General features: G+C 47.7%; 24 protein-coding genes and 1 pseudogene. 6 read left to right on the top strand and 19 right to left on the bottom strand.

Translation table 11 applies throughout. From position 1 onward, the window contains the following. Positions 1–49 precede the first annotated feature (49 nt). Both hutU and hutC read right to left on the bottom strand, forming a co-directional pair. Positions 50–1,717, bottom strand: coding sequence for a urocanate hydratase (hutU, locus tag KV201_RS14625; protein ID WP_226059765.1), 1,668 nt, complete (start codon positions 1,715–1,717; stop codon positions 50–52). A 155-nt stretch (positions 1,718–1,872) separates the two neighbouring features. Continuing rightward, the gene (gene hutC, locus KV201_RS14620) at positions 1,873–2,580 is read right to left on the bottom strand and encodes a histidine utilization repressor (RefSeq protein WP_226059764.1); all 708 of its coding nucleotides are present in this window, start codon (positions 2,578–2,580) and stop codon (positions 1,873–1,875) included. 233 nt (positions 2,581–2,813) lie between these two features. Between hutC and hutI the strand changes: the two genes are divergently transcribed. Further along, positions 2,814–4,040 (top strand): imidazolonepropionase, encoded by a 1,227-nt coding sequence (hutI, locus tag KV201_RS14615; RefSeq protein ID WP_226059763.1) that lies wholly within the window; start codon positions 2,814–2,816, stop codon positions 4,038–4,040. A gap of 90 nt (positions 4,041–4,130) precedes the next feature. Here hutI and KV201_RS14610 read toward each other — a convergent pair whose 3' ends face one another. The 3 genes from KV201_RS14610 to KV201_RS14600 all read right to left on the bottom strand — a co-directional run bounded on the left by KV201_RS14610 (position 4,131) and on the right by KV201_RS14600 (position 6,782). Then, positions 4,131–4,883, bottom strand: a complete 753-nt coding sequence (locus KV201_RS14610; RefSeq protein ID WP_226059762.1) for a siderophore-interacting protein — start codon at positions 4,881–4,883, stop codon at positions 4,131–4,133. Further along, positions 4,876–5,436 carry a MarR family winged helix-turn-helix transcriptional regulator gene (locus KV201_RS14605; protein WP_011982046.1) on the bottom strand — a complete coding sequence of 187 codons (561 nt, stop codon included), beginning with the start codon at positions 5,434–5,436 and terminating at the stop codon, positions 4,876–4,878. The genes KV201_RS14610 and KV201_RS14605 overlap by 8 nt, the downstream gene beginning before the upstream one ends. Before the next feature lie 587 nt (positions 5,437–6,023). Next, a complete protein-coding gene (locus KV201_RS14600; RefSeq protein WP_012586393.1) occupies positions 6,024–6,782 on the bottom strand; it encodes a membrane protein in 759 nt (252 codons plus the stop codon). Between the two features lie 477 nt (positions 6,783–7,259). Here KV201_RS14600 and KV201_RS14595 point away from each other — a divergent pair, with 477 nt between their 5' ends. Beyond that, on the top strand, positions 7,260–7,877 hold the full coding sequence (locus tag KV201_RS14595) for an FMN-binding negative transcriptional regulator (protein ID WP_226059761.1): 618 nt from the start codon (positions 7,260–7,262) through the stop codon (positions 7,875–7,877). Positions 7,878–8,051: 174 nt separating this feature from the next. Beyond that, complete coding sequence (locus KV201_RS14590; RefSeq protein ID WP_226059760.1) at positions 8,052–9,875, top strand: glycerophosphodiester phosphodiesterase; 1,824 nt, start codon at positions 8,052–8,054, stop codon at positions 9,873–9,875. A 12-nt stretch (positions 9,876–9,887) separates the two neighbouring features. On the opposite strand, the pseudogene KV201_RS14585 reads toward KV201_RS14590, so the two are convergent. The 3 genes and pseudogenes from KV201_RS14585 to KV201_RS14575 form a co-directional block, all read right to left on the bottom strand. Further along, positions 9,888–10,097: pseudogene (locus KV201_RS14585) on the bottom strand (hypothetical protein); the annotation flags it as partial. Between the two features lie 293 nt (positions 10,098–10,390). Beyond that, complete coding sequence (locus KV201_RS14580; RefSeq protein ID WP_226059758.1) at positions 10,391–11,404, bottom strand: DUF3137 domain-containing protein; 1,014 nt, start codon at positions 11,402–11,404, stop codon at positions 10,391–10,393. A gap of 96 nt (positions 11,405–11,500) precedes the next feature. Further along, complete coding sequence (locus tag KV201_RS14575; protein ID WP_011848222.1) at positions 11,501–11,935, bottom strand: hypothetical protein; 435 nt, start codon at positions 11,933–11,935, stop codon at positions 11,501–11,503. A 382-nt stretch (positions 11,936–12,317) separates the two neighbouring features. Here KV201_RS14575 and mtnC point away from each other — a divergent pair, with 382 nt between their 5' ends. Continuing rightward, complete coding sequence (gene mtnC / locus KV201_RS14570) at positions 12,318–12,998, top strand: acireductone synthase (RefSeq protein ID WP_006083735.1); 681 nt, start codon at positions 12,318–12,320, stop codon at positions 12,996–12,998. A 96-nt stretch (positions 12,999–13,094) separates the two neighbouring features. Here mtnC and KV201_RS14565 read toward each other — a convergent pair whose 3' ends face one another. The 4 genes from KV201_RS14565 to KV201_RS14550 all read right to left on the bottom strand — a co-directional run bounded on the left by KV201_RS14565 (position 13,095) and on the right by KV201_RS14550 (position 15,809). Next, positions 13,095–14,177, bottom strand: coding sequence for a hypothetical protein (locus KV201_RS14565; protein WP_226059757.1), 1,083 nt, complete (start codon positions 14,175–14,177; stop codon positions 13,095–13,097). Between the two features lie 295 nt (positions 14,178–14,472). Next, entirely contained in the window at positions 14,473–14,859 is a 387-nt protein-coding gene (locus KV201_RS14560; protein ID WP_226059756.1) for a carboxymuconolactone decarboxylase family protein, read from the bottom strand. Positions 14,860–15,047: 188 nt separating this feature from the next. Continuing rightward, complete coding sequence (locus tag KV201_RS14555; RefSeq protein WP_226059755.1) at positions 15,048–15,410, bottom strand: MerR family transcriptional regulator; 363 nt, start codon at positions 15,408–15,410, stop codon at positions 15,048–15,050. A gap of 3 nt (positions 15,411–15,413) precedes the next feature. Further along, a complete protein-coding gene (locus KV201_RS14550) occupies positions 15,414–15,809 on the bottom strand; it encodes a GFA family protein (RefSeq protein WP_006083738.1) in 396 nt (131 codons plus the stop codon). Between the two features lie 156 nt (positions 15,810–15,965). Here KV201_RS14550 and KV201_RS14545 point away from each other — a divergent pair, with 156 nt between their 5' ends. Beyond that, a complete protein-coding gene (locus KV201_RS14545) occupies positions 15,966–16,394 on the top strand; it encodes a thioesterase family protein (protein WP_226059754.1) in 429 nt (142 codons plus the stop codon). 62 nt (positions 16,395–16,456) lie between these two features. Beyond that, positions 16,457–16,720, top strand: a complete 264-nt coding sequence (locus KV201_RS14540; protein ID WP_226059753.1) for a GNAT family N-acetyltransferase — start codon at positions 16,457–16,459, stop codon at positions 16,718–16,720. Positions 16,721–16,740: 20 nt separating this feature from the next. On the opposite strand, the gene KV201_RS14535 is transcribed toward KV201_RS14540, so the two are convergent. From KV201_RS14535 to KV201_RS14505, 7 genes are all read right to left on the bottom strand, one after another. Next, on the bottom strand, positions 16,741–17,289 hold the full coding sequence (locus tag KV201_RS14535; protein WP_006083741.1) for an HPP family protein: 549 nt from the start codon (positions 17,287–17,289) through the stop codon (positions 16,741–16,743). A 123-nt stretch (positions 17,290–17,412) separates the two neighbouring features. Further along, positions 17,413–17,823, bottom strand: a complete 411-nt coding sequence (locus tag KV201_RS14530) for a thioesterase family protein (RefSeq protein WP_012586381.1) — start codon at positions 17,821–17,823, stop codon at positions 17,413–17,415. 128 nt (positions 17,824–17,951) lie between these two features. Continuing rightward, the gene (locus KV201_RS14525) at positions 17,952–20,402 is read right to left on the bottom strand and encodes a toxin-antitoxin system YwqK family antitoxin (protein ID WP_226059752.1); all 2,451 of its coding nucleotides are present in this window, start codon (positions 20,400–20,402) and stop codon (positions 17,952–17,954) included. 143 nt (positions 20,403–20,545) lie between these two features. After that, a complete protein-coding gene (locus KV201_RS14520; protein WP_226059751.1) occupies positions 20,546–22,351 on the bottom strand; it encodes a long-chain fatty acid--CoA ligase in 1,806 nt (601 codons plus the stop codon). A 128-nt stretch (positions 22,352–22,479) separates the two neighbouring features. Further along, a complete protein-coding gene (locus tag KV201_RS14515) occupies positions 22,480–23,790 on the bottom strand; it encodes an ABC transporter permease (protein ID WP_226059750.1) in 1,311 nt (436 codons plus the stop codon). After that, complete coding sequence (locus KV201_RS14510) at positions 23,787–24,650, bottom strand: ABC transporter ATP-binding protein (RefSeq protein ID WP_107403142.1); 864 nt, start codon at positions 24,648–24,650, stop codon at positions 23,787–23,789. Before KV201_RS14510 ends, KV201_RS14515 begins: the two co-directional genes overlap by 4 nt. Before the next feature lie 53 nt (positions 24,651–24,703). Further along, a complete protein-coding gene (locus KV201_RS14505; RefSeq protein ID WP_226059749.1) occupies positions 24,704–25,075 on the bottom strand; it encodes a GntR family transcriptional regulator in 372 nt (123 codons plus the stop codon). Positions 25,076–25,163 lie beyond the last annotated feature (88 nt).

The following is a 25,163-nucleotide window of genomic DNA, read 5'->3' as shown; positions in this document are numbered from 1 at the left end:
TTTAGCTCCAAGCTTTTAGTTATTATTGTTATTGAGTCGTTAGCATCGGCTAGTCTTGCATAGGTAAGTCGAGCCCCTGCTCTTTGGCGCAGTTTTTCGCAATCTCGTAGCCCGCATCGGCATGGCGCATCACGCCTGTCGCTGGGTCATTCCACAGCACACGGCCAACTCGTTTTGCCGCCGCATCGGTACCGTCACACACAATCACCACACCAGAATGTTGGCTAAAGCCCATGCCGACGCCGCCGCCGTGGTGCAAAGACACCCAAGTTGCGCCACTGGCGGTGTTGAGTAGTGCATTCAATAATGGCCAATCGGATACTGCATCTGAGCCGTCCAGCATAGATTCGGTTTCGCGGTTCGGGCTGGCAACAGAGCCAGAATCTAAGTGATCGCGGCCAATCACCACAGGCGCCGACAACTCACCATTTTTGACCATTTCATTAAAGGCTAACGCTAAACGGGCGCGATCTTTCAAACCGACCCAGCAGATACGCGCAGGCAGACCTTGGAAGGCGATACGCTCACGCGCCATGTCTAACCAATTGTGTAGGTGTGGATTATCAGGAATAAGTTCTTTCACTTTGGCGTCGGTTTTGTAGATATCTTCTGGATCGCCAGAAAGCGCCACCCAGCGGAATGGACCAATACCTTCACAGAACAACGGACGAATATAAGCAGGTACAAAGCCTGGGAAATCAAAGGCGTTTTCAACGCCCATCTCAAACGCCATTTGGCGAATGTTGTTTCCGTAATCTAAGGTAGCTGCGCCTGCAGTTTGCAAATCGAGCATGGCTTGTACTTGCACCGCCATCGAGGCTTTTGCGGCTTTCACTACGCCCGCTTCGTCGGTTTTACGCATGGCTGCGGCCTCTGCCATAGTCCACCCCTGCGGCAGATAACCGTTTAATGGATCGTGGGCGGAGGTTTGGTCGGTCACGACATCAGGGGTAACGCCGCGCTTAACCAGTTCGGCAAACACATCGGCGGCATTCGCTAATAAGCCCACTGATACTGGCTTGCCAGCTTGGTTTGCCTCTTCAATCATCGCCAATGCTTCATCGAGCGAAGTGGCTTTTTTGTCGACATAACGAGTGCGCAAACGGAAATCGATGCGGGTCTCGTCGACTTCACAGGCTAACACAGAGAAGCCCGCCATAGTGCCCGCCAGCGTTTGCGCGCCGCCCATGCCGCCTAATCCGCCGGTAAGGATCCATTTGCCTTTGGATATGCCATCAAAGTGCTGTTTCGCTACAGAAACGAATGTCTCGTAGGTACCTTGAACTATGCCTTGAGTACCAATGTAGATCCACGAACCTGCGGTCATCTGACCGTACATGGCCAAACCTAGCTTATCTAACTCGTTGAAATGCTCCCAGTTCGCCCAATGCGGCACTAGATTTGAGTTAGCGATTAACACGCGAGGTGCATCGGAGTGGGTGCGAAATACGCCCACAGGTTTGCCCGATTGCACTAATAAGGTTTCGTCATCTTCGAGGCGTTGTAAGACTTCGATAATTTTGTCGTAGCAATCCCAATCGCGGGCGGCACGGCCGATACCGCCGTAGACGACTAAGTCTTCTGGGCGCTCGGCCACATCTGGGTGCAAGTTGTTCATTAACATGCGCATTGGCGCTTCAGTTAACCAACTTTTGCAGCTTAATTGGGTGCCGTGCGGTGCAATAATGCGGCGGCTTGGGTCGTGGCGCTTGTCCATTGAATTTTCCTCTTTCAACCTGTGGTGCTAACTCGTATTTGCTAAGTCGCTAATACGGGTCAGCACTATTGTTTTTATTGTGTTTTTATCTTTTAACTTATAAGGGTACAGCTATTGGAGTGACTGATTTACATCGGTAAATAACGCCACTGGCGCTACTTGCTAAAAGTTAAGTGGCCGCCGAGTTTAAAGCGGCTGCCGGGGTGAACTAACTTGGCAAAACTCACGACGCCTTGGCGTGACCAAGTGCGGCGTAAAATCTGTAAACAGGGCTCAGTGGCGGGGATTTCGAGCCTTTGCTGTAATTCTTCACTGGCGATAATCGCTTCAATCGTGTGATGCGCCTCGGTCAACGGTGCCACTTGTGATAAATATTCGTGGGGCGTCTGCAAGGTAAAATCCTGCAATAAATAGTCGGGCACCAACTCGGGGTTCACGTAACGCTCCTCGACTTGCAGCGGTAAACCCTGCTCGCAATGCACTAAGATCGAATGGAATACCTTTGCACCGCGCTCAAGCCCAAGGGAAATTGCGATAGTTGTACTGGCAACGGTTTGTTCTAACACCCATTGCTGTACGCTATAGCCGTGGCCGCGGTCTTTAATCTCATCGGCAATATTGCGAATCGCCAACATAGATGACTGGGATTTTCGCCCAGCCACAAAGGTGCCAAGCCCTTGGGAGCGTTCGAGTACGCCGCTATCCGTCAGCTCAGTTAATGCACGTCGCGCCGTCATTCGGCTGCAGGTAAACAAGTCAGCAAGTTGATTCTCGGAAGGCACGCGGGCGTTTTCTTCCCACTCGCCAGATTCGATAGAGGAGATAATGTATTGCTTAATTTCTGCAAACTTAGGAATAGCCAAAACACTTCCTCTTAAATTCAGCTTCTTGTTCCTGTGCCCTTGCGAAAGTCATGCTTGCTAAAGTGGCACTGACGCAGGCGACAAAGACACGGGTCTGTCATGCCACTTTCAAACGGTGAAAATAGCGGCTACAATCCTAGCTTGTATATACAAGTAAATACAAGCCAGCTCACATAAATTTAATAAACCGTTAATCACTTGGTTAACATCTGCCAGCACAGCGAGGGGAATACATGTCTTGGGATCAGGTTTGGATAGACGTTAACTTAGCCACAATGGACCCTTCCATATCAGCACCTTATGGCGCGATCACCAATGCGGCCATCGCAGTTAAAGATGGCAAAATTGCTTGGCTTGGCCCCCGCAGCGAACTGCCCGCCTTTGATGTGTTGTCCATTCCCGTTTACAGAGGCAAAGGCGGCTGGATCACTCCAGGATTGATTGATGCCCACACCCACTTAATCTTTGCCGGTAATCGCGCCAATGAATTTGAGTTACGCCTACAAGGCGCGAGTTACGAAGAAATTGCCCGCTCAGGTGGCGGCATTATTTCAACCGTTGAAGCCTGCCGCGAAGCGGATGAAGCAGAATTATTTGAACTCGGCCGCCAGCGCTTAAACGCCCTAGCCAAAGAAGGGGTGACTACGGTTGAGATCAAATCAGGCTACGGCTTAGATACTGAAACTGAATTGAAAATCCTGCGTGTCGCCCGCGAGCTCGGCAAGCATCACCACGTAGATGTGAAGACCACATTCCTTGGCGCCCATGCTATTCCGCCAGAATATAAAGACAATAGCGACTGCTATGTCGACTTAATTATCAATAAGATGCTGCCCGCAGTGATCGCCGAAAATCTTGCCGATGCGGTGGATGTGTTCTGCGAGAATATCGCCTTTAATCTTGAGCAAACCGAACGGGTACTTAGTGCTGCCAAAGCAGCGGGCTTAGAGATTAAACTCCACGCCGAGCAGCTAACCAATATGGGCGGCAGCGCACTGGCCGCACGTCTTGGCGCTAAGTCTGTGGATCATATTGAATACTTAGATGAAGCAGGCGTTAAAGCCTTAAGTGAAAGCGGCACCTGCGCCGTACTGCTGCCGGGCGCGTTTTACTTTTTGCGGGAAACCCAAAAACCACCTATCGATTTACTGCGCCAATACGGCGTACCTATGGTGCTCGCCAGCGATTTCAACCCAGGTTCATCCCCGATTTGCTCAACCTTGTTGATGCTGAATATGGGCTGCACCTTGTTCCGCTTAACACCAGAGGAAGCCTTAAAAGGCCTCACCTTAAATGCCGCCAAAGCACTCGGGATTGAAGATAACGTCGGCAGTTTAGTGGTCGGCAAACAAGCCGATTTTTGTCTGTGGGATATCGCCACTCCAGCACAATTAGCCTATTCCTACGGCGTCAATCCCTGCAAAGATGTGGTGAAGAATGGCAAGTTAGTACACCAATAGAATGCGCGTACTCGCCGCAAATGCAGGATAAGCAGCACGCTAGGCTAGCTAGATAAGGTCGCTAAATCAAAGATGCGGCCTTATCTGGATTTAAACACTGGCACCATTTTCTAACTGTTCATCTTCTTGTTTAACCAGCTTATGCTCGCCCTCATTACAACCAATTTTCCAATAGCTCGACGTGTAAAAATGGCTCTTGGGCAGTGAATGCGCTTGCTTGAAGTGTCGTCTTAGCGCGCGCATACTGTTGAATTCACAGGCAATCCACACGGCTGGCTCGCCAGTAAGCCAAGGTAATTGGGCTATTCGCTCAACCAAAGGGCGACCTTCGGGATCAGCCTCAGGATTGATCACCCAATGCAGCTCAACATTTTCGGGATGCACAAGAGGCTGAATGTCGGCTTCGCTCAATACTTCAATCACAGCGTAACCCACTGCATTGTTTGGTAATTGTGCCAGATTCACGCTAATTGCGGGCAAGGCTGTCATATCACCTGCGAGTAAAAACCAATCCGCCTCAAAGTTGATCAGTTTTTTAAGCCCGGGTCCGCCAATTTGAATGATATCGCCTACCTGCGCCGTTTTCGCCCAGCTCGATGCGAGGCCGTCGGTATCGTGCAGTACAAAATCCACATCTATTTCATCAGCACGTTGCTGGCGAATCGTGTAGGTTCGCATCAATGGACGTTCACCCGCCTGTGGGAATAACAACTTGATATAGGCACTCTCTTGATCGATAGGAAAACCAGCGAATCCCGCACCGCCTAAGGTCATACGTAACATATGCGGGGTGATATAAGTCGAGCGGATCACTTCCAGCTCACGTGGTGCAGGTTTATTCATTATGATTTTCTCCTATGGCGTGTTCTTCCATTAAGCGTGCCTCAACGGCTCCTTTGCCAATCGGGTCTTTTGGCTTACTAGATGGTCTTTTTTGAGCATGGCAATCCGCACCGCTTTTAGCGGCAGCGGCCTCATCCACACTTTTGCTGATTCGATTGGCAAGTTTAATAAAGGTGTCGACTTCGGCTGAGCTCAGCGCCTGCGTCATACGCGCCACTGTTTTACGTTCTGAGGCACTGATCTGGGTCATGATCTTTTCCCCCTCTGCCGTGGGTCGCAGTAACTGGCTGCGGCCATCCTTTGGGTTATCGATTTTAGTGATCAACCCACCCTGCTGTAACTCATTTAGAACACGGGTAATTTGCGCTTTATCCCGCTGCATTCGCAGGGCGATAGACTGAGCTGTCGATTCAGGATTGCGACACACGCCCTTCAAGGCACGGATATGAGTGACAGGTAAATCAATCTCTTGTGCAGCAATATCGCTACGCAATTGCTTTTTGTAGGCATGCACTAATCTGTGCAAAGTTTCACTGAGTGACAATGAAGGCATAGAAGATTCTCGATATAGTTGACTGTATCAACAATATCGAGATTGGTTGATTGTGTCAACTAAGCAACCATGTACTGAGTGTGCGGCAATGTGTAAATAATCAGAAAATGATTAAGCACTGGCTTTCCAGTGACACGCCATAAACTCATCCTTGAGGGCTCGGCCGTGACATCCCTGTCACGAACGGTCACTTACAAACCAGTGCTTAATCTCATCAACTCCGGCGCATATTGACGACCTAATTTAGCCATTAGCCTGATGCAATTTGCGTTACAGGAAACTGCGCCACCATCACAAACTCGTTATGTTGATAATGTGCCGTCATCAAAGTTGCTTGAATCCGTTCTTAAGAGATTTGATTCATTTTAGGGTAAAAAAATACCCTCCAATAGCCACAAACAGGCCGTGAGAGCGGGTTTTAGTGGGGAGCGTGAATCAGTCTGGTGTAGAGTGATTCACTGGCACGATTGCTAACTAAACGATCATGAGAAATTTATGATTAACGTTTGGTTTAGGAGAATGGACTTTAGCCCGTCCCGTTGAGCGACGCGAACAACTTGAACAAGTTGTTAAGCACCACCAACACATTAGTGTGATTTACTGGCTGCGCGCTGTGGCAGTACAATAACCAGAATTACTATGGCGACCAAAAGTACACCTGTAGCCGTATAGCGGCTGAATTCTAGACCACCCTGAGCGATAGGTTTATCCAAAAAGTCACCAACCACGGCTCCAAGTGGACGGGTAAGAATAAACGCTGACCAGAATAAAATTGTTCGAGATACTTTTGTGAAGAAGTAAGCTGCGACGATTAATGCTAACCCGCCGCTGAAAATGTAAGCTGCGCCGACATAACCCAAATCAGCTGAACCTGCGGTCCAGTCACCTAGCGCTGTACCGAGCGTCTGAGAAAACATTATGGTAAGCCAGTAGAACGCTTCTGCTTTAGGTGTGTGAATTGACGAAACACTAATACTGCCTAGTGTTCTATACCAAATAAACAACGTACTTGCTAAAAACACTGCGAGGAGTGTTGAGCCGCCCAGATAGCCAATACCTAAGGAACGGTCTGCAAAATCAGCGAGCGTCGTACCTACAGTAGTTGATGCGACGATTGCGACCCAATAAACAAACGGATTGAATTTCTTCGCACGGATTTGGAACACAACCGCAAGAATGAAAAAAGCCATAAAAATGACTGTTCCAATCAAGTAACCTAGATCCATTGACATGGAAACGGCATCGCCGCCTGTTTCACCTAAGGTAGTTGCGAGAATTTTAATTACCCAAAAGCCAAGCGTAATCTGTGGGACTTTAACTAGAGCTTCTTTCATTTCTGTATTCATCTGAAGTCCATTGTGGTGGCTAACAGCGCATTGCTCTGAGCCAGTAATATTGGTCACTTTGTATCATGACTAAAATTTGGTCAACGGGGAAGATCTATCCTAGATGGGTTTAGCTCACTTTGGGGCAAAAACGCGTTAGTTAACAACGAATGCCAAATGGCTGAGTTCTGCGCGTGAACCAAACTAGGCAAGTCTGATTCACGGATTTTAACGAGGCTAGATGTATACGCAGGTCTTAACTAGATTAAGCACTCGCATGGATGTGACCGTCCGTGGCATGGATGCCACGTTCGAGCATACACGGATGTACTTGCTGCGAGTCACAGTAATGCGAGTGTTTAATCTCCGAGTCAGAGTTCAAGCCTCTACGATTTTGATTTTAATAAGCCACAAACTAACATTCTAAATCCCCTATCGACTCCCGACTTTTTCCTTGTAATATAACGCTTTCACTCATGTTGAAACCCAAGGACGATAATGTATACCCCTAAGAATATGGCGATGACAGATCAGCAGGCCATCACAGGTTTTATCACGCAAAACAGCTTTGGTTTGCTGGTTTCGAGCTCACTGAATGCGACCCATATTCCCTTTGTACTCGATGCAACTGTGGGAGAGAAAGGCGTCTTGTATGGCCATGTTTCGCGAGCAAACGCACATTGGCAAGAGCTTGAAAGTCAGCGGGTATTAGTGGTTTTCAGCGGCGCACACGCTTACATTTCCCCAACTTGGTATGATGCTAAACCTGCGGTGCCTACATGGAATTATGCGGCGGTGCATTGTTATGGTGTCGCAAGTCTGTTGAGTGATACCGAAACCCAAGACATGTTGGACAAGCTAGTCACAAAGTACGAACCCAAGCTATTGCAAGATAAACAAATTATGCCAGATGAGTATCAGCAGAAACTGCGCCAAGCTATCGTCGGCTTTAAAATTGTGATTGATGAGATTCAAGCAAAGGAAAAGCTCGGCCAGCATAGATCCATTAGCGATCAACAGGGTGTGTTCAGCGGCTTAAGTGCCAGCCCCCATGCCGATGCAGCGCAATTAGCCCACTATATGAATCAACGAGATATTGGCAAAGGTAATGGCTGAGCCCATGCCGCTGAGCCAATACTTTGATTAGCCACTCACAGTCACGCAGCACTGTTAATCATTGTGAAGAAGACTTTAACGGCCTGCCCATATCAAAACATTGCACCAATGACTAACCGTCAACCGGAAACGCTGCTAAATTACAGTCCTAACTCGCACGAATAAGGAAGCTGCATGCTGAATCCTGAACACAGTTACTGGCATGACACGCTTAAAGCCATTCGTCGTTGCGGTAGAAAACTCATTGAATTTGAACTGCTATTTACCTTAGTGTCGGCGGGTATTATCGTCCCGTCTTTTGGCTGGCTACTGCGCCACCTGATTGCCAAAACGGGCAATGTCACCATAACCAATTACGACTTGATCGCCTTCGCCATGTCTCCCTATGGCTTGCTATTTATGATCATTACCCTATTCAGCAGCTTTACCGTGTTTTTCACCCAGCGTGCTGGGGTCACGATTCTGGCCGCATCTGGGCTATACGATATTCCCATCGGCCCAGTGCGGGCATTGATTTTCGCCACGGCGCGCTTACCCGTATTCATTCGCCTTGGTAGCATATATGCGGCTTGCTTACTGTTGCTCAGCGTACCTTTTATGGGATTAGGGTATCTTATTTTCAGCGTGTTTCTACAGGGGCATGACATCAATTACTACCTGTATTTCAAGCCAATAGAATGGTATTTAGCTTTATTTAGCATGGCCTTCTTAGCGTTACTCTATCTGCTTATTAGCTTATATCTGTGGGCCAAAGCGGCCTTTTCCCTAACGATAATTGTCAGTGAAACAACCGATGCATTAACGGCACTCAAACGCAGTTGGCAGTTAAGTGCGGGTAATGAACGCGCGATTATGTGGCATGCGGCTGGTTGGTGGTTGAGGATCTGGGCTTTGCTGTATCCCTTAATGCTGTTGATCTCATGGGGGGCCGATAGCTTACTCGACCGAGTTTCACTGACACTTTCGGCAGAATTAGCCATGTTGGCCCTCGTCTCTGCGCTGATTTTTATGTTAAGTGCGACGTGGTCCTTGCTCGGCATGTTTGGCGAAGCCTTTATCATCTTGTTGTTATACCGCCAACTGGGAGAGAAACCTGCAGGATTAGAACGTCTTGGACGAGAGACAGTTAAAAAGACTTCAGAGCTGTCGATTTACACTCTAAGTGGCGTCTTGGTCACGACTTTTTTAATCATGCTGGGATTTGGAGTGTATGCCCTAAGCAGTGAGCCACAAAGGGATGAAATCCTCATTTCAGCCCACCGAGCGGGGGCAGCTAGGGCACCAGAAAATACCCTTGCGGCTTTGCGTTTAGCGATTGCAGAAAAGGCAGATTATGCTGAAATAGATGTGCAAACCGCCGCTGACGGCACCTTAATGGTGCTGCACGATGCGGATTTAATGCGTATCGCGGGCGATCCACGGCGAGTAGCCAATCTCAGCGCCAGTGAAATACAACAACTCGATGCGGGTCGCTGGCACAGTGCCGCCTTTACAGGTGAATCCGTGCCGACGCTACTACAAATGCTCAATGAGGCGCGCAACAAAATTGGTTTGAATATTGAGCTCAAATATAATCAAGCCGATCCCAGCTTAGCGCAGGCTGTTGTTGCCCTGCTGCAACAACAGAAAATGACACAACAAGTAGTGATTACCTCGCTCGAAGCGAGAGCTATTGAAGAAGTGCAACGACTAAACCCTTCAATCCAAACAGGGCTGATTGTCACCCAATCTATCGGCGACCCGATTAAGTCGAATGCACAATTCTTAGCGATAAATCAGTCGATTACTAATGAGAAGTTTATCGCCAGAGCCCATAAGGGCGGCAAGCAAGTGCATGTGTGGACTGTGAACAATCCACGGCAAATGCTACGCATGTTAGCACTGGGAGCCGATGTATTGATCACCGACTATCCACAGGAAGCGGTGGAAATACGAGAACAATGGCTCGCACTGTCACCCGTTGAGCAGACGGCACTGCGCCTACGTTATGTACTGTAAATGCCGCAACGATTAGCTGGGCATAGCCTCAAGGCGCTTAACGCTTCGCTGCAGTAACCAGAAGATGACTAATACTCCAAAGGAAGCGGCGAAGGTAGTCAGCGTCAGCGCAAAACCTTTGAATGACAATAGGTTTAAGCTAACACCATCTAACGCCAGCACAGCTAAACCCAGTGGCATTTGGATGGACACAGCGGTGAACCAATCGAAGGGGAGTTTCGGGATTCATTGTTATGGTGTCTCAAGCCTGTAGAAAGCTTCGACAGGCTATATTGAAGATTGTGATTGATATGATTCAAGCGAAGGAAAAGCTCGGCTAGCAAAGACCCAACCCATTAGCGATCAACAGCGTGTTCAGTAACTTGAGTGCCAGCTTCTATGCCTATGCAATTTGACTCACCGCTCACAGTAGGCGCTGAATATACCTACCGCACCAAAGTTGTACCGACGCTAAATCGCCGTAGAACACTAGGACCAATAGATACCATGCACTTATTCGTTAATAACCTAACACTCTAGAGCCCGGTATGCTTATCAAGTTTTAAAGTATCGATTATTGAGAAGGTATAACCTAACTCGGTAAACATCTGCTCGATATTACGCTTAAAATTGATGGGGCGATCTAAGTCGAGTTGATTGATAAAGAAGTGGTGTTTTGTCGGTATCTTGATCAGCAACTGTTTTTGATAGAAACAGGCTTCAACTTCGGCATTTAACTCGCGGCTCAAAGCCAACAGATTTTCCATCATCAAGGGATTGAGTAAGTAGCGCGCCTCGACTTGATCGCTACTATAAACCTCAAAACTCCGCTCGAACCTTACGTCCTCAAGCTTGACGCGCAACAGCTTAGTCTTAAAACCCTCAAGGCGATTTTTTAAACTGCCCTTATCAGTGACTAACAGCGTAGTACTATTGAATTTCTTAGGAATATTGCAAACCAGCAGCACACCATTGAAGATGGTCTCCCGCTGAACCGAGCCATTATCGTTCGATTTAGTGTTGTAAGCATCGACCTCATAAAACTGGAACGGCACCTTGTTATAGGTTCCCTTAAGGCAATTTTGCGCGTACTGCTTATCCGTTTTAGGGAGTAGCCCCAACTCAATAAAGGTCGAAAAATCGACCTTAGGCGCCCTCGTTAGCGCAAAGTCATCGCCAAAATACTTAAGGCTAATGGGATAGAGTTTTTCAAAGGCGGCATTATAGAGTTCATCGCTTTCCTTACCCGAGGCAATGACCGCTAACGCTATCACGGGAGCGGGCAGGAACGCGACAATCATCAAAGGCACAAAATAATCCATAGGCACCAGCATAAACTGGACCCCGAGCAGCCCGGCGAATGCACCCAAAATCACCGTGATGCATATGTAGCAGATTGGGGTAGTGAACTTGGCATTTTCACGCCGCCTTTGGTTCACGCCTTCACGTTTTGCTTCAAACGGACCGCATTTAGGGGCGATTTTTTGTTTGTAATACTTCTGAAAGGCAATACGGTGATCTTCGGGAATATCAAATTCAATCGAACTCATTGGCTCCTACTCTTACGATTCAAATCCATTTAGGCCAATGATTTTACATAATTTAGTTACCGAAAAACAGTTAAGCATCCTGCGGTATATGCTGAACTAATCGTTAACCGTGGCTAAAGACAAACGACGTGCTCGACGCTGCAGTAACCAGAAGATGACTAATACGCCAAAGGAAGCGGCGAAGGTGGTCAGCGTCAGCGCAAAACCTTTGAATGACAATAGGTTTAAGCTAACACCATCTAACGCCAGCACAGCCAAACCCAGTGGCATTTGGATGAACACAGCGGTGAACCAATCGAAGGGAAGTTTAGGAAAGATCCTGTGATAAGCGTAAAGCACTAAACCTGCTAGCAATATCAGCAAACTCGCATCGTGAGCCCCTAACAACAGGTACTCCACACTGTTTGGCGTAATCTTGGGCACTGCACTTAACATATCCAGCATATAACCCGCGCTCGCGACTAATGAGAAACTGATAAAACTCAATAAAGCTAATAAGATACCAAAGCCAAGTGCGGGTAAATATTTCATTTAAGGTCTCTCTATTCGCAGCTGAAAATATGCCGTCTCACTTCCCGAAAACCACTGCATGTGAGGCATAAGGTAGAAAAGAGACTTAAGCTACAATAGCAGGCTAAATTTCCCTTAGCTATTAAGACCATAGTCTTATGGTAGCCACAAACTTAAGCGCAATAAACGAGATGAAAGCCAGTATCAAGCCAGTGTTTTCTCCGACAATCAGCGGATAAGCTTTTAAAATTACTAGATTAATCAAATTTCAATCTATCAGCTTAGTGATATCGACCACAATTTGCCCATGTGTTTGGGCGAAATAGACTAGCCAATTTCACCAATAACGCTTAGGATCGGAGTTGCATTTTTAAGCCAACATATTGTGGAGTATCAAAACATTATGGGTATCAGAGCCATAGTCGTAGACACAGCAGGCACCACGACAGACCTAAACTTTATCCAAGATGTACTATTCCCCTATTCTGTCAAAGCCTTGCCAGACTTTTTAGAACAGAACCAACACAATGTATTGGTTGAAAACTGTATTTGCGACACCCGAGATATCGCCCTAGAGCCAGATGCGGACTTAGCACGCGTGACTGAAATTTTGCAGCAGTGGGTCAGCGAAGATCGTAAAGCGACACCACTCAAAACCCTGCAAGGCTTGATCTGGAAGCAAGGCTACGCCCATGGCGAATTTAAGGGCCATATCTTCCCTGACTTTATTGAAGCGGTGAAACGTTTTAGCGCGCAAAATTTGCGTATTTACAGTTTTTCATCGGGCTCTGTTGATGCGCAAAAACTGTTATTCAGCCACAGTGACGGCGGCGATTTAACCGAGATGTTCAACGGTCATTTTGATACCCGTACAGGCAATAAATTAGATAAACAGGCTTACTGCAATATCCTCAACACTATCAGCTTAAGCCCTAAGCAAGTGCTGTTTGTGTCTGATGTGATTGAAGAATTAAAGGCTGCCGAAGCTGCAGGCATGATGACCTGTCAAATGGTACGCGATAGCACACAGCGCACTGGTGAGTTCCGTAAAATCAGCAGCTTCGATGAGTTGCTGATTGAATAACGTGATTGTTGAAGAACGCAATAGTCGACTAACTCAGCCAAACTGATTTAGCAAAAAATGAAAGCGACCTTGTGGTCGCTTTTTTTATTAGGCAGCTTATTTACCCTTTTCTGTCAGCGGAAACGCGGCCGAGATACACTTTTTCACTTCAAAACGATAACCATAATCCGCTTTCTTATCCGGCGTGATCTGCAAAATCTCATAGTCATTTAACTCGATCACATTCGATTCGGCGGGCTTCTCACAACGCGAACGGCTATTGGCTTCAAGCGCAAAGGCAAACGTCGCTAACCATTGCCGCACGAGATACTGATATTGCGCCCGCACCGACGCATAGGTTTGCTTGCGTTCCGCTTCTTCGCGCTCATCGGCGGTTTGTTTATCAGCCGGTTTGTCGGCTTCAAGCTTGGGCTTAATCTTAGCTAACTCAGCAATCGGAGCCGTCAGCACATCGGTCGTATGCGGCATAAGCCCTAGTGCTGGCTCGACGGGATTATGTTCAGAGGCTTCTTGAGTTGTTGTAATAAAGTCTGCGAACGAGGTTTGAAGGCGGGTTTCTAAATCAATCAGTAAGCTCAAGTGATACAAGACCACAGCCGCCAACACGATACGGATCGTAAAGGTCGTTTTACGAAATGATGTATGTGAGGTGATCCGTAACGATTTGACACCCAAAGGTTTAAGCAAAAAAATTAAGACTAAATAGATGGGGATAATCAACTGCAATGCCAGCAGCACAATTGCGCTCACCATTAAAAACCAAGCGGGCATATAGAGTAAAATCGCTAAGTTATGGGTGTAATCCAGATGACTTGCCGACACCCCAACCACTTCATTGACTATGGCGCCAGACCAACCTAAGGCAAAGTTGGCAATAATAGCGTAAAACAGCAACAACACAGCCTTGCCCGCCAAACTGTGCCAGACCCGCTCGAACACGGGCCAAAACTCGATGGCCATAGCAATAACCGCAATCACGGCGACCACACCCATCAAGTCGGTACTAAAGGCCAATATCAAGGCAATAAGATACAGCTTTTGCGCAAAGGATAACTTAGCAAAACCTTGGCTTAAGTAGCGCCACAACTTGCTCAACCCTAGCTGGAGCTCGCTAGGCAAAGGCTTAATGACTTGCCGTAAGTGCTGGCGGGCAGATTCAGTGTAACGACCTAAATTCATTATAATTTTAAATTCCGGTTACGATTAAGACACGCTTGAGTTGCCGATGTAAGCTGCAAAATCTATGGCGACACTCGCGTCACCTATGCCAGTGTAGCGACTAACTTTGGCAATCCACTAACAAAACTTGCCGAATCGTCCTTTAGCGGCGAAATGAATCTCCCGCGAGATTCTATGTCTATGATGTGGAACAGAAATACCGTTTAAATAGATTTGAAAGTAATACCTATGAGTAAAATTAAAGCGACCTTAAGATCGCCTCAATGAAGTGTTATGAACCTAACCCAGAATAGACTCAAACGACATTTAACTCCCGCTCGGCAAAGACTGCTTTCGCGACGAACATGCCATTCAGTGCTGCGGGGAAGCCAGCATAAACAGACATTTGCAGTATCACTTCGACGATTTCCTGCGGTGCACAACCGACATTCAACGCGCCGTTAATATGGACGTTAAGCTGCGGCTGACAATGACCCAACGCCGTGAGCGCCGCGACCGTGACTAGCTCCCGCGTCTTAAGATCGAGTCCTTCACGTTGATAAATATCCCCAAAAGGATATTCGATAATGTACTTACCCAAGTCGGGGCAAATATTTGCCAGACTGCTGATCACTTTCTCGCCCGCTTCGCCGTCGATTTCAGTTAGCTTAGCTAAGCCCTGCACATACCTTTGATTACCCATTTTGACACCTGTTGGATTGGACCACAGAAGTCAGCTTACGCCTTAGAGTTAACTCTAAGTCAACGGCTGATTGATGAATAATGCAGGTAGCCCTGTGATTGAAGAAGAAAGACAGCTACTAAAGATAAAAGCGAATAATATTAATCGATTAGGATTTAAATGCAGAACTGAGCAACTGAACCGAATCGCTAAGCTTCATCACTGAAATGCGTTTGGTAATAGCGGATTTTTTGCTCGAGGGCGATCAGGTGCGCCTGCTCTTGGCGAATACGCTCGGCCAATTGTGAGGCATGTTGCTCAAGCAATTGCTGTCGCTCACCTGCGGTTGTATCGCCTTGAGCACGCAGTTCGGCATAGGTCAAAATCTGCTTTAGCGGCATGCCCGTTTCTTTTAAGCGATTGATAAACTCAATCCATTGCGCCTCTTTTTCCGCATAGTCGCGGTGCCCGCTCGCATTTCGCACCACAGACTGCAGCAAGCCAATTTTCTCGTAATACCTGAGCGTGTGCGCCGACAATCCAGTAAGTGCAGCAAACTGACCTATGTTCATAATCTAACGATCCGCAGGATGGTTAACGCCATCATTCGTGGGCACATTGTCTAAATCGAATGGATTGACCCCTTCGAGGCAACCAATGTTGTAACCATATTCATGGGGATTGGAACGCCGCTGGTGATGGGTGTAAATGCCGCAGTTGGAGCAGAAGTAATGCTTAGCGGTTTTGGTATTGAATTCATAGCATTTCAGCACATCTTCACCCTTGAGGATCTTGATCCCCGCCAGCGGTACAGAGCCGACAATCGCGCCCTTACGGCGGCAGATAGAACAATCGCAGCGGCGCGGATTTTCGATGCCATTGGGCAGCGATAATTGCAACACCACAGCGCCACAGTGGCAAGACGCTTGGTGTTCAGCTTGAATATGGGTGTTTCCGACTCGTTTAATCATACACTGCTCCTTGTTTCGCTTAATGTTATCGCTAAATGCCTATAACGCCATGGCTTGTCGCTTGTTCTTTATGCTGCTAGTCTGACCATCTTAAACGAGCGTTTCAACTCGCATTTTTAGATCGGCAATTCAATGCCAAACACACTGGAAAACACAATGGAAAAGTTTCTCGCACAGCACCCTATAGTGACCGAAATCCCCGTGGCTTGGGGCGAAATGGATGCGTTGCAGCACGTCAATAACGTCGTCTATTTCCGTTATTTTGAGACAGCACGTATCGACTTTTTCAATCGCCTTTTCCCGCTAGATACCCTGTATAAATCAGGTATTGGCCCGGTGATCAGCGAAAATCAGGCCCGCTATAAACGCCCAGTGACCTTCCCCGATACTCTATTAGTGAGTGTCAGCATTAGCGATATTCACAGCGATAGATTTACCATGCATTATCAGGCTTTTAGTAAACAGCAGCAGGCAGTAACCACCTTAGGTACTTCAGTCGCGGTGATGTTTAACTTTAAAACCGGCAAAAAGGCCGACTTACCGGCAGAACTGCTGGCGATTCCCAAACAACACGAAGTCGCCTAAGCTAACCAAATCGATAGCTAAATTGCCAGCACACTTTAAGCCACTCCTTGAGGGAAGCATGTATGTCAGATAACGAAAATATCGAGATAGCCATTGAACATCAACAGGATAGACAGCGTTTTATTATCCCTGTCGATGGCTATGAAGCCGTGTTGGAATACCAACTATCAGGCAAAGATATCGATTTTAGCCGCACCTTTGTCCCCAACGAACTGCGCGGTAAAGGCCTTGCCGAACGCTTAGTTCGCCATGGCCTAAAGTGGGCCAAAACCCAAGATTTTACAATCCAAGCCAGCTGCTGGTATGTGCAGAAGTTTTTGAAATAGCCTATTTCACAACCAGTTAGCTAAATCCAATACACAGGGTAATGGCGCTTGGGATCGGTGGAGAGGTTATTGACCACCAGCGCGACTAGTAAGAGTAATACTGAGCCGAGAAATACTGGCATTAGCGCGTAGAGAAAGCCGAGTTGATGCACGTTTTCACCGCCAATCACAGCGATCAATGCCGTGGCGCCGCCCGGTGGATGCAGAGTACGGGTCAAGTACATAAATGCGATAGACAGGGATACCGCTAAGGCGCTGGCCAGCACCACATAATCGCCACACACTTGGTAAACGGCGACCCCAATTAAGGCCGATAACACACTACCACCAATCAAGTTGCGCGGTTGAGAAAACTCCGCCAGCGGTGCGCCGTATACCAGTACAGCAGAAGCGCCGAATGAGCCAATCACAAACATAGTACCGACGAGGTTTTCGCTCATATAATTTGCGAGACTCGCGACTAAGTAAATGCCACAGAAAGCCCCAACCCATGACCACACAATCTTTTTAAGTGGCTGTCTTGGTGGACAAATATCCTTCGAGCGCATGCGGGTAAAATAGAATCTCATGATTAATCCGAACCGATAAAAATTAGGCGATACAGGTAAGTGATCTGCATCACAGTTAGCGGGTCGACAAATTAACGCTTCAGCAGCGCAATTGCAATTGCGCTGACCGAGAGACAGGACAGATTAAGCGCTTTCACCATTCAGCTTGGCGAGCATTTCGCGGATATCTTCAGGGATAGGGCGACTTTTTTCGCAGCTGTAGTCGTAATGTACCAGTGTAGTTTTCACTTCAGCGGTTTTATTGCCGGCTTGCCAACAGGTTTGAGTCAGTTCGAAACTGCTGTTGCCGATGCGGCTGACAAAGGTTTTCACTGTCACGCTTTTGCCGTAATAGGTTGGCGCGATAAACGCCACGGTAAAGCCCGCGACAATTAAGTTCCATTGCTGCAAATCCAACTCTGGATTAAAAATCTCGAAAATTGGCGTGCGCGCGGCTTCGCACCATACGGGGATCACTGTGTTGTTGATATGGCCTAGACCATCGGTTTCTGTGAATCTTGGGTGGATTTCGAGGCTGTATTCGGTAACTGACATTCGGACTTCCCTTTTATTGTTATTCTATAAGCTGATGAATTTAATGATTATCGCGATTGAGCTACCCGCACCAAATTCATCCTTTATCCCAAGCCTACCAGACCCTAAAGGCTAAACAAACCTAGATCTTAGAATTGGCAACTGGCGGTTTCTGCCGCTTGCTTGCCATTGGCATCATACTTTTTAAAGCATCCTGCCTTACCCATATCATAAATTTTTTCATATTCTAACTTGCCACTACGGTAGGACTTAAACACACCATGGCTTTTAGGGTTTTCTAAGTGATAAATTTTGCGCCCTTTGGTCACATGCGAATAATCGGAAAAACCCGGCTCTTCCTGATAAATCACCCCATTGATATAGCGCTTATGGACCACATGTTGTTCATCGATGCGCAGCATTTCACTCGATAACTTGCCATTGATGTCGTAACACACTTTATCCACGGCATAATTGCTATCTAACTCTTCGATGCAATTCACTGCACCATTATCAAAATACTCCCGCTGTATACCGCAGCGCGCAATGGCGTTATCCCAGTAGTAAGGCGCGCCATTCCAGGTTTCCCCTTCTTGCTGGCAATAGTTCCACAGATTATCTAATTGGCCGTTAGCATAGAAACTGTAACGTGGGCCTGAGAGGCGATTATTGACATTGTGAGCATAAATACGCAGAGCATAACCGCCCGTGGTCGAATAACGCAGACTTGGACCGTATTCCTTACCCGCTTGGTAACTTGTCATCTCTAACAAACGGCCATTGGCATCAAATTGGTATGTTTTATCTAGCAAGCCATTGCTGTAGTAAGCCAATTTGTACAAGCTGCCGTTGCTATGATACTCACGCTGTTCACCGTGCTTTATCGATGAGGTCTCGGTATTTTTTTGATTGATTATCCCTGCACAATCCGCTGCGTAGGGATTTTTACGCATAATGCATTCGTCTTGCGAGGGCTTAAGTGCCACAGTTTCATTTAATTTAAAACTCATTAACCCTGTCAGTTCACCCTTAGTATCAAAATGCATTTGCGGGCCATCTAGCTCACCTTGGCGATAATTTGAGATACTACTCACTACGTTAGGGCTTGAGTACCAAATACTCTGACCATCGAGCCTGCCCTGTTCATAATGGCTGGTAACAAGCAGCACATTATCTTTATTGAATGACTTAGCCTCGCCTTGGCGCAAGCCATTCAGATAACTCACCTCGGCTTTACTACCCCCAGCAAAAGTAAACAGCCAAGGGCCAGTGCGTTTCCCCCCAAGGTAACTCCCTTGACCTAGACTATCGCGGTAATGGCCAACCGATATCTTTTCAGTCCAAGGCCCTTGTTTTACACCTTGTTCATAGCGGCCTTTCGTCCCATCTTGCTCTAACCATTCACCGTCTTTGACTCCGTTGCGATAAATGCCTTTTTCCATTAATTGCTTAGCGCCTTCGGTGCTGGAGCCATAATCTAGTGCATAAATTTCGTAGGGGCCGTCGAGCACATCCTGATTGTAGTGGGCAAAACCGAAGTTATCGGCCTCATCGAATATCGACTGTGCAATCCATTTACCTTGTTTTTTACCGTCAAGGTATTCGCCTTCCCAATAGGTTTCTCGGCTATCGGCTTCCATCCACTTACCGACTTTTTTACCCTGCTTGTAATCGCCCGAATACATCACATTGCCATTGCGGCCATCGTAAGCAACATAGGCACCATCGAGCTGACCTTGAGCATAATGACTTTCACTCGCAAGCCCTGCCCAAGTGCTACCCATGCCCATGCTCATAAAATTGTAGAATGGGCCTGTGCGGGGGATTTCAGCGCCGCCGCTTTTAAGCCAGTCGAAGTTATCGGCCTCAAAGGCCACACTCACCAATACAAAACTGCCGTCTTCTTCGCTATAACCACTGCGATCAAAGGTGGTCACTAAGCTGTATTGGCGCTCAATGCCTTGAGCATCTTTATCTTTGCGAGTCAGTGGATAACGTAATTTATACTCGACGGCGGTTTTTACATCGACGGGTGAACCTTCGGAATTTCGATAACCCACTAAGGTTGGCCTGAGCTTAGTTGAGCCATCGACAATCGCTTTAATGGCAGGATCTTCAATTGCTTCAACATCATAGGTCATACGGTACTGTTGTGGCGGAATCTGGCTTAGCACTTTACGGACGCCGCCCACGGTAAACGTGGTTAAGGTTGGGGCCACTTCATCGAGCATAACTTGTAGGCGCGGTAGTTTAGTCAGCTCTTCCCCATCAAAACCATAGCCGCGCAGGTGCTGACCATCGGCATCCTTGAGCATGACGATCACTTCTTTAGTGCCGCCTTTATCAAAGTCATAGTAAAAAACCGCCACAATTTCGGCGCGGCCATAATCGTCAATACGCACGCCGGGCGCATCGCCGTAGAGCATTTCGCCCCACACTTGCTGATCTTTTTGATAGAAATTAAGCCATTGGCCATGGGGTAAATCCACAGGTCCGTGGACGATTTTGTCGTAATCCGCAGCGATAGCAGCAGGAGTGACAGAAAAAGCAGACAACAACACCGCAGTGGCTGCGAAAAGACTACGAATCGAAAGTTCCATTTAAACTACGCCCTTTATACCGATAACTTGCGCCTCGTGCGCACCAGTAAACGGAGCGAATTTTAAGCTAAGTTAAGCGCTTCAGGAAGTAGCAGAAACAAAAAAGGCCGCAATAGCGGCCTTTAGTAACAATGACTTAACAATCAGTTGTTGTACATAGCATTAATTTCGTGGGCGTATTTATGATAAATCATCTTGCGGCGCAACTTGAGCGTTGGGGTGATTAAACCCGCTTCCATCGAGAAGGCTTCTGGCAACAGTGTGAACTTTTTAATCTGTTCAAAGCCCGCCAATTCATGCTGCAACTGCTTGAGACGTTGTTCAAAATGCTCCACCACATGGCTATGGCGTAGCAATTCTAAAGGCGACTCATACTTCAGCCCTTTGTCCTTCGCCCACGCTTCCAGTGATTCAAACGCTGGCACAATTAAGGCGGTCACATAGTTACGCGCATCGGCAATAATCGCCACTTGCTCGATAAAAGGACAACAGCCCACAGCACCCTCAACCCGTTGCGGCGCGATATATTTGCCGTTAGAGGTTTTCATTAACTCTTTGATACGATCAGTAATAAATAAGTTACCCTTCGCATCGAAACGTCCCGCATCACCGGTTTTTAACCAACCGTCTTCGAAGGCGGCGGCGGTATCTTCTGGTCGATTGTAATAGCCACGCATCACAGTCGCGCCGCGGACTAAAATCTCATCGTCCTTGCCTAGCTTGATTTCGGTTTCCAGCAGAGGTTGACCATTAGAGCCCGGCACTCGATTACCTAAGGTATTGCAAGTCACGGTCGCGTTGGTTTCCGTCATGCCGTAACCACACAGCACAGGAATATTAATCGCATGGAAGAAGCTGCCGACATTCACATCTAACGCCGCGCCACCGCAGGGCATAAACTTCAAACGCCCGCCAAGCACGGCTTGCAGCTTGCTATACACAAGTTTGTGGGCCAAACGCCATTGCAGCGACAACCATAATCCGCCCTTAGCACGACCTTGGCCGACTTCGAACTGGCGTTGACCAACGCGCATTGCCCACGCAAACAACTTCTTACGACCGTCGGCTGACTTGGCGACTTTATCTTGTACGGCGCTGTACACTTTTTCGAGGAAACGCGGCACTACACACAAGGTATGCGGACGCACGGCGCTAATCGCCTCTTTCACTCTTTGGGTATTTTGCAAATAGACGTTATGACCGCCACGGCACAAGACGTAAAAACTCCAACTGCGCTCAAATACATGACTCAAGGGCAAGAATGCCAAAGACACATCGCCAGAATGGAATGCCAGTTTTTGATCGTGTTGACGTATGGTCGAGGCCATATTGCGGTAATCCAGCATCACGCCTTTAGGATCGCCCGTGGTGCCAGAGGTATAAATGAGGGTCAGTAAATCATCGAGATTGGCCGCTTGTAAACGCTGGTTAAGCTCAATTTCTTGCTTAATCGCTTTAGCATCGCCCGCTAGCAGCGCATCTAAATGCCAATGCTGCTCAGCTTTGTCAGCTGCAAGTGCCACGCTGGCATCAAAAACAATCACATGCTCTAGGCTTGGGCATAAGCTTTGAAGCTCGCAGGCCATAGCGTATTGCTTAGCATCGTCGACAAAAATGACTTTCGCCGCCGCATCGTTAACGATAAAGCTCGCCTGCTCGACGGTACTGGTGGGGTAAATCGGCACCACAACGGCGCGACTTTTAAGCGTCCCGACATCGGCACAGGTCCACTGTGGGCAGTTTTGCGCCAAAATAACGCAACGGTCTTGCACTTGTACGCCAAGTTCGATCAACACTTGTGCAATTTTACTGCTAATTTGGTCAAAGGCTTGCCAGCTCACCTGATACCAAGGAGCGGCCATTTCAAAACCTTCCAGCGCTATCGCGTCTTTTAAAGACTCGCTCTGCAGCTGTAATAGTCGAATAACATGATATTGATCGAGAGACATAAGAGACTCACCTTTTAGCTTACAAGTGTACCGCTTTTTGGCCATTCTACCTGAAGGCCAGTCAAAAACTAAGAGTTTTTGCTCTAATCTTGTGCAAGCTGAGTCCCAATATTGCAATCTATATCCGTTTAGCCGCTAATGACATCTCCCTTCCAGAGGGTTTTCTTGCCCCAAATCAGTACTATGCTCCCAAGTATCATTAAGAGCATATCCCAGATAATCCAATCGCCTAGATTGCCGCCATCGCGTAACGATGCAAGGCTGATGGACACCCACAGGGAATGCCCCGCAACAACCGTCATAGTGAGCGTGACATGCAACACTCGGCGACACATACAGCCAAAACCTAAGGTCAAAGCGCAGGCCCAGTAAGTGCTGAGCACCAGATGACCTACTAACTGCATATTCAAATCACCACTGAGCCAACCCAGCAGCAGACTACACGCCAGCATAATGCCGACGACCACATTCAGCAGTCGTTGCTGCCCACGGCAAAAAGCCGCTATGAGTCCTTTTCGACCATCAAATCCTGGCATCAGCAATAAGGTTTCTGTCGAGCGCGAGCGTTGCACTCGGCTCCAATGCACCAGCGAACACATAATCACGCTGAACTGTGCCAACAGCAGTAACACGGGGAAATTCTGAAGGAATTGGTGCGATAACACCCCAAGCACTAAGCAGACTGCCGGTATGAGCAGCAGTAAAATCGTCAGCATAGGGCCGATAAAAAAATTGGTGGGATGCAGATAACGCTCAAAACGGCTTAAGATACGCATCGATTGCAAATTGGGCAGCCAGAACCAGCCCATTTCGAGGCCATTGAGGTACACAGTTCTCGCCTCAGCACGCCAAGGTAAAGCGCGGCAGATACGGATAATGAAAGCACCTAACGCCACCAGTGCAATCGCGCTTAACCATAGGGGGATATAACCTGTAATCAAGGAGATAAACGGCACTAAAACAAACAATAAAAAGGAGGCGTAAAACCACTGAGTGCTGAGTAAACACAGGTAAATAAAGGCAAAACTCATCACCAAGGCCAACACTAAGGTGGGTAGGCTAGACGTTGAACCCAGAGCCAAACAAAATAACACGCTTACGCCAAATACGCTGGTTAACACCACTGCACTTTGGATATAAATATGGCGGCGATAATGGGGAATTAACTGGGCGCATTCGCTCGCCATCAAACGTATGAGTTGCCAAGCCACTGCCGCCGAGCTTGAAACGATTCCCATACAAAACAACAGTTCAGCACTGTCGCTTTTGCCCTGCAACGCTGTAATGCAACCTAAGACCATTCCCAGTAAGCCAGCACCTAAAAAGCTCACACTGCCGACGTCAAAACACCAAAGACGCAGCATCCCCCTAAAAGGATTCATCAACCGCGCGCCTTTCATTTTAGCCGTCGGCGTGATGTTTAGTTCTGGCGCACTCATCTGTGTAGCTCCATAAAAAGCTGTTCCAGATTAAGCGCTTCGTTCTTTAACACGCCCGATATTGGCGCACTGTGTTCGCCCAAATCCACCAGCACTGAATCACCGATACGACTCAACACAGTGACCGACTCAGGCAAAACCGTTTCGGGTGCGAGTGTGAGTAGACGCACTTGTTCCCGTAGGGCATCGATTTCTTTAAACAGCACTAATTCACCCTGTTTAATCAGCGCCACATGACTGGCAACCCGCTCGATATCTGAGGTGATATGGGATGAAAACAGTACAGCGGAACCCGATTCGAGGGCGAGATCGAACAAATCGACCATAAATTTGCGCCGCACAATCGGGTCGAGACTGGCGACCGGTTCATCGAGGATCAATAGCTCAGGGCGATAGGCCATCGCCATAATCAAGGCCAATGATTGCCTTTGCCCCACAGATAAACGTTGCACCTGTTGGGTCACATCTAACTCGAACCGTACTAGCCAATCTTGCTCTAATTGCATGTCCCAATTGGGATAAAAACTGCGGTGTAAATCGAGAGCCCGTTCGATGGTAAAACCTTCATAACCAAAAGGTTGCTGCGGCACATAACCTAAGCGCTCCTTTGCCTTTGAGGTTAAGTTTTCGGGCGTTTCGCCTAAGGTAACAATACTGCCAGAATCCGGCGTGAGCACACCCAAAGCGCAGCGCATTAGGGTCGATTTACCCGCCCCATTTTGCCCCAATAGCCCAACCACCATGCCCGCCGACAAGGTTAACGATAAATCCTTAAGCGCCCACTTTTCACCTGCGCCTTTACCGCGAAAGACTTTATTCACTTGGCTAAATTCAAGTATTGGTGTGCACGCTTGGTCCATCGAATATCATCCTTTTTTATTCTATTTTATCGATAATTGACAGTAGGTTAACGCTAGTCTTGCCAGCGTTCATTTATCAATTGCATTAACTCGGACAGGCTGACGCCTAACTGTTTAGCCTGCGACAACAAAGCATCGAGTTGGGGTTCGAGCATGCTCACCCCCGATGCCATAGTCTCAGTGCGCAGCGCGACTTTTGTCGCTTGGCCGCGGCGGCGCTCGAGCCACCCCTGATCGACAAGCTGCTGAATCGCACGGGAGACAGTCATAGGATTCACCGCAAGATACTCGGCAATCTGGCGCACAGAGGGCAAGACATCATCCACTTGCAGTTGACCGCCCACAATTAAACGCACGACTTGTTCGTGTAATTGCTTGTAAATTGGTTCACCACTACTGGGGTTGACATTTAAAAGTTCTAACATTAGCCTCTACACACTGTATTAATACATTGATACACCGATACACTGGTAGTTAAATTAACACACTCGTCCTGAAATGCAAAAAGGAAAG

Origin of the sequence: Shewanella sp. SR1 (assembly GCF_020447145.1) — a bacterium.
Lineage (GTDB): Bacteria > Pseudomonadota > Gammaproteobacteria > Enterobacterales > Shewanellaceae > Shewanella > Shewanella baltica.
This window is presented reverse-complemented; position numbering and strand designations above follow the sequence as displayed.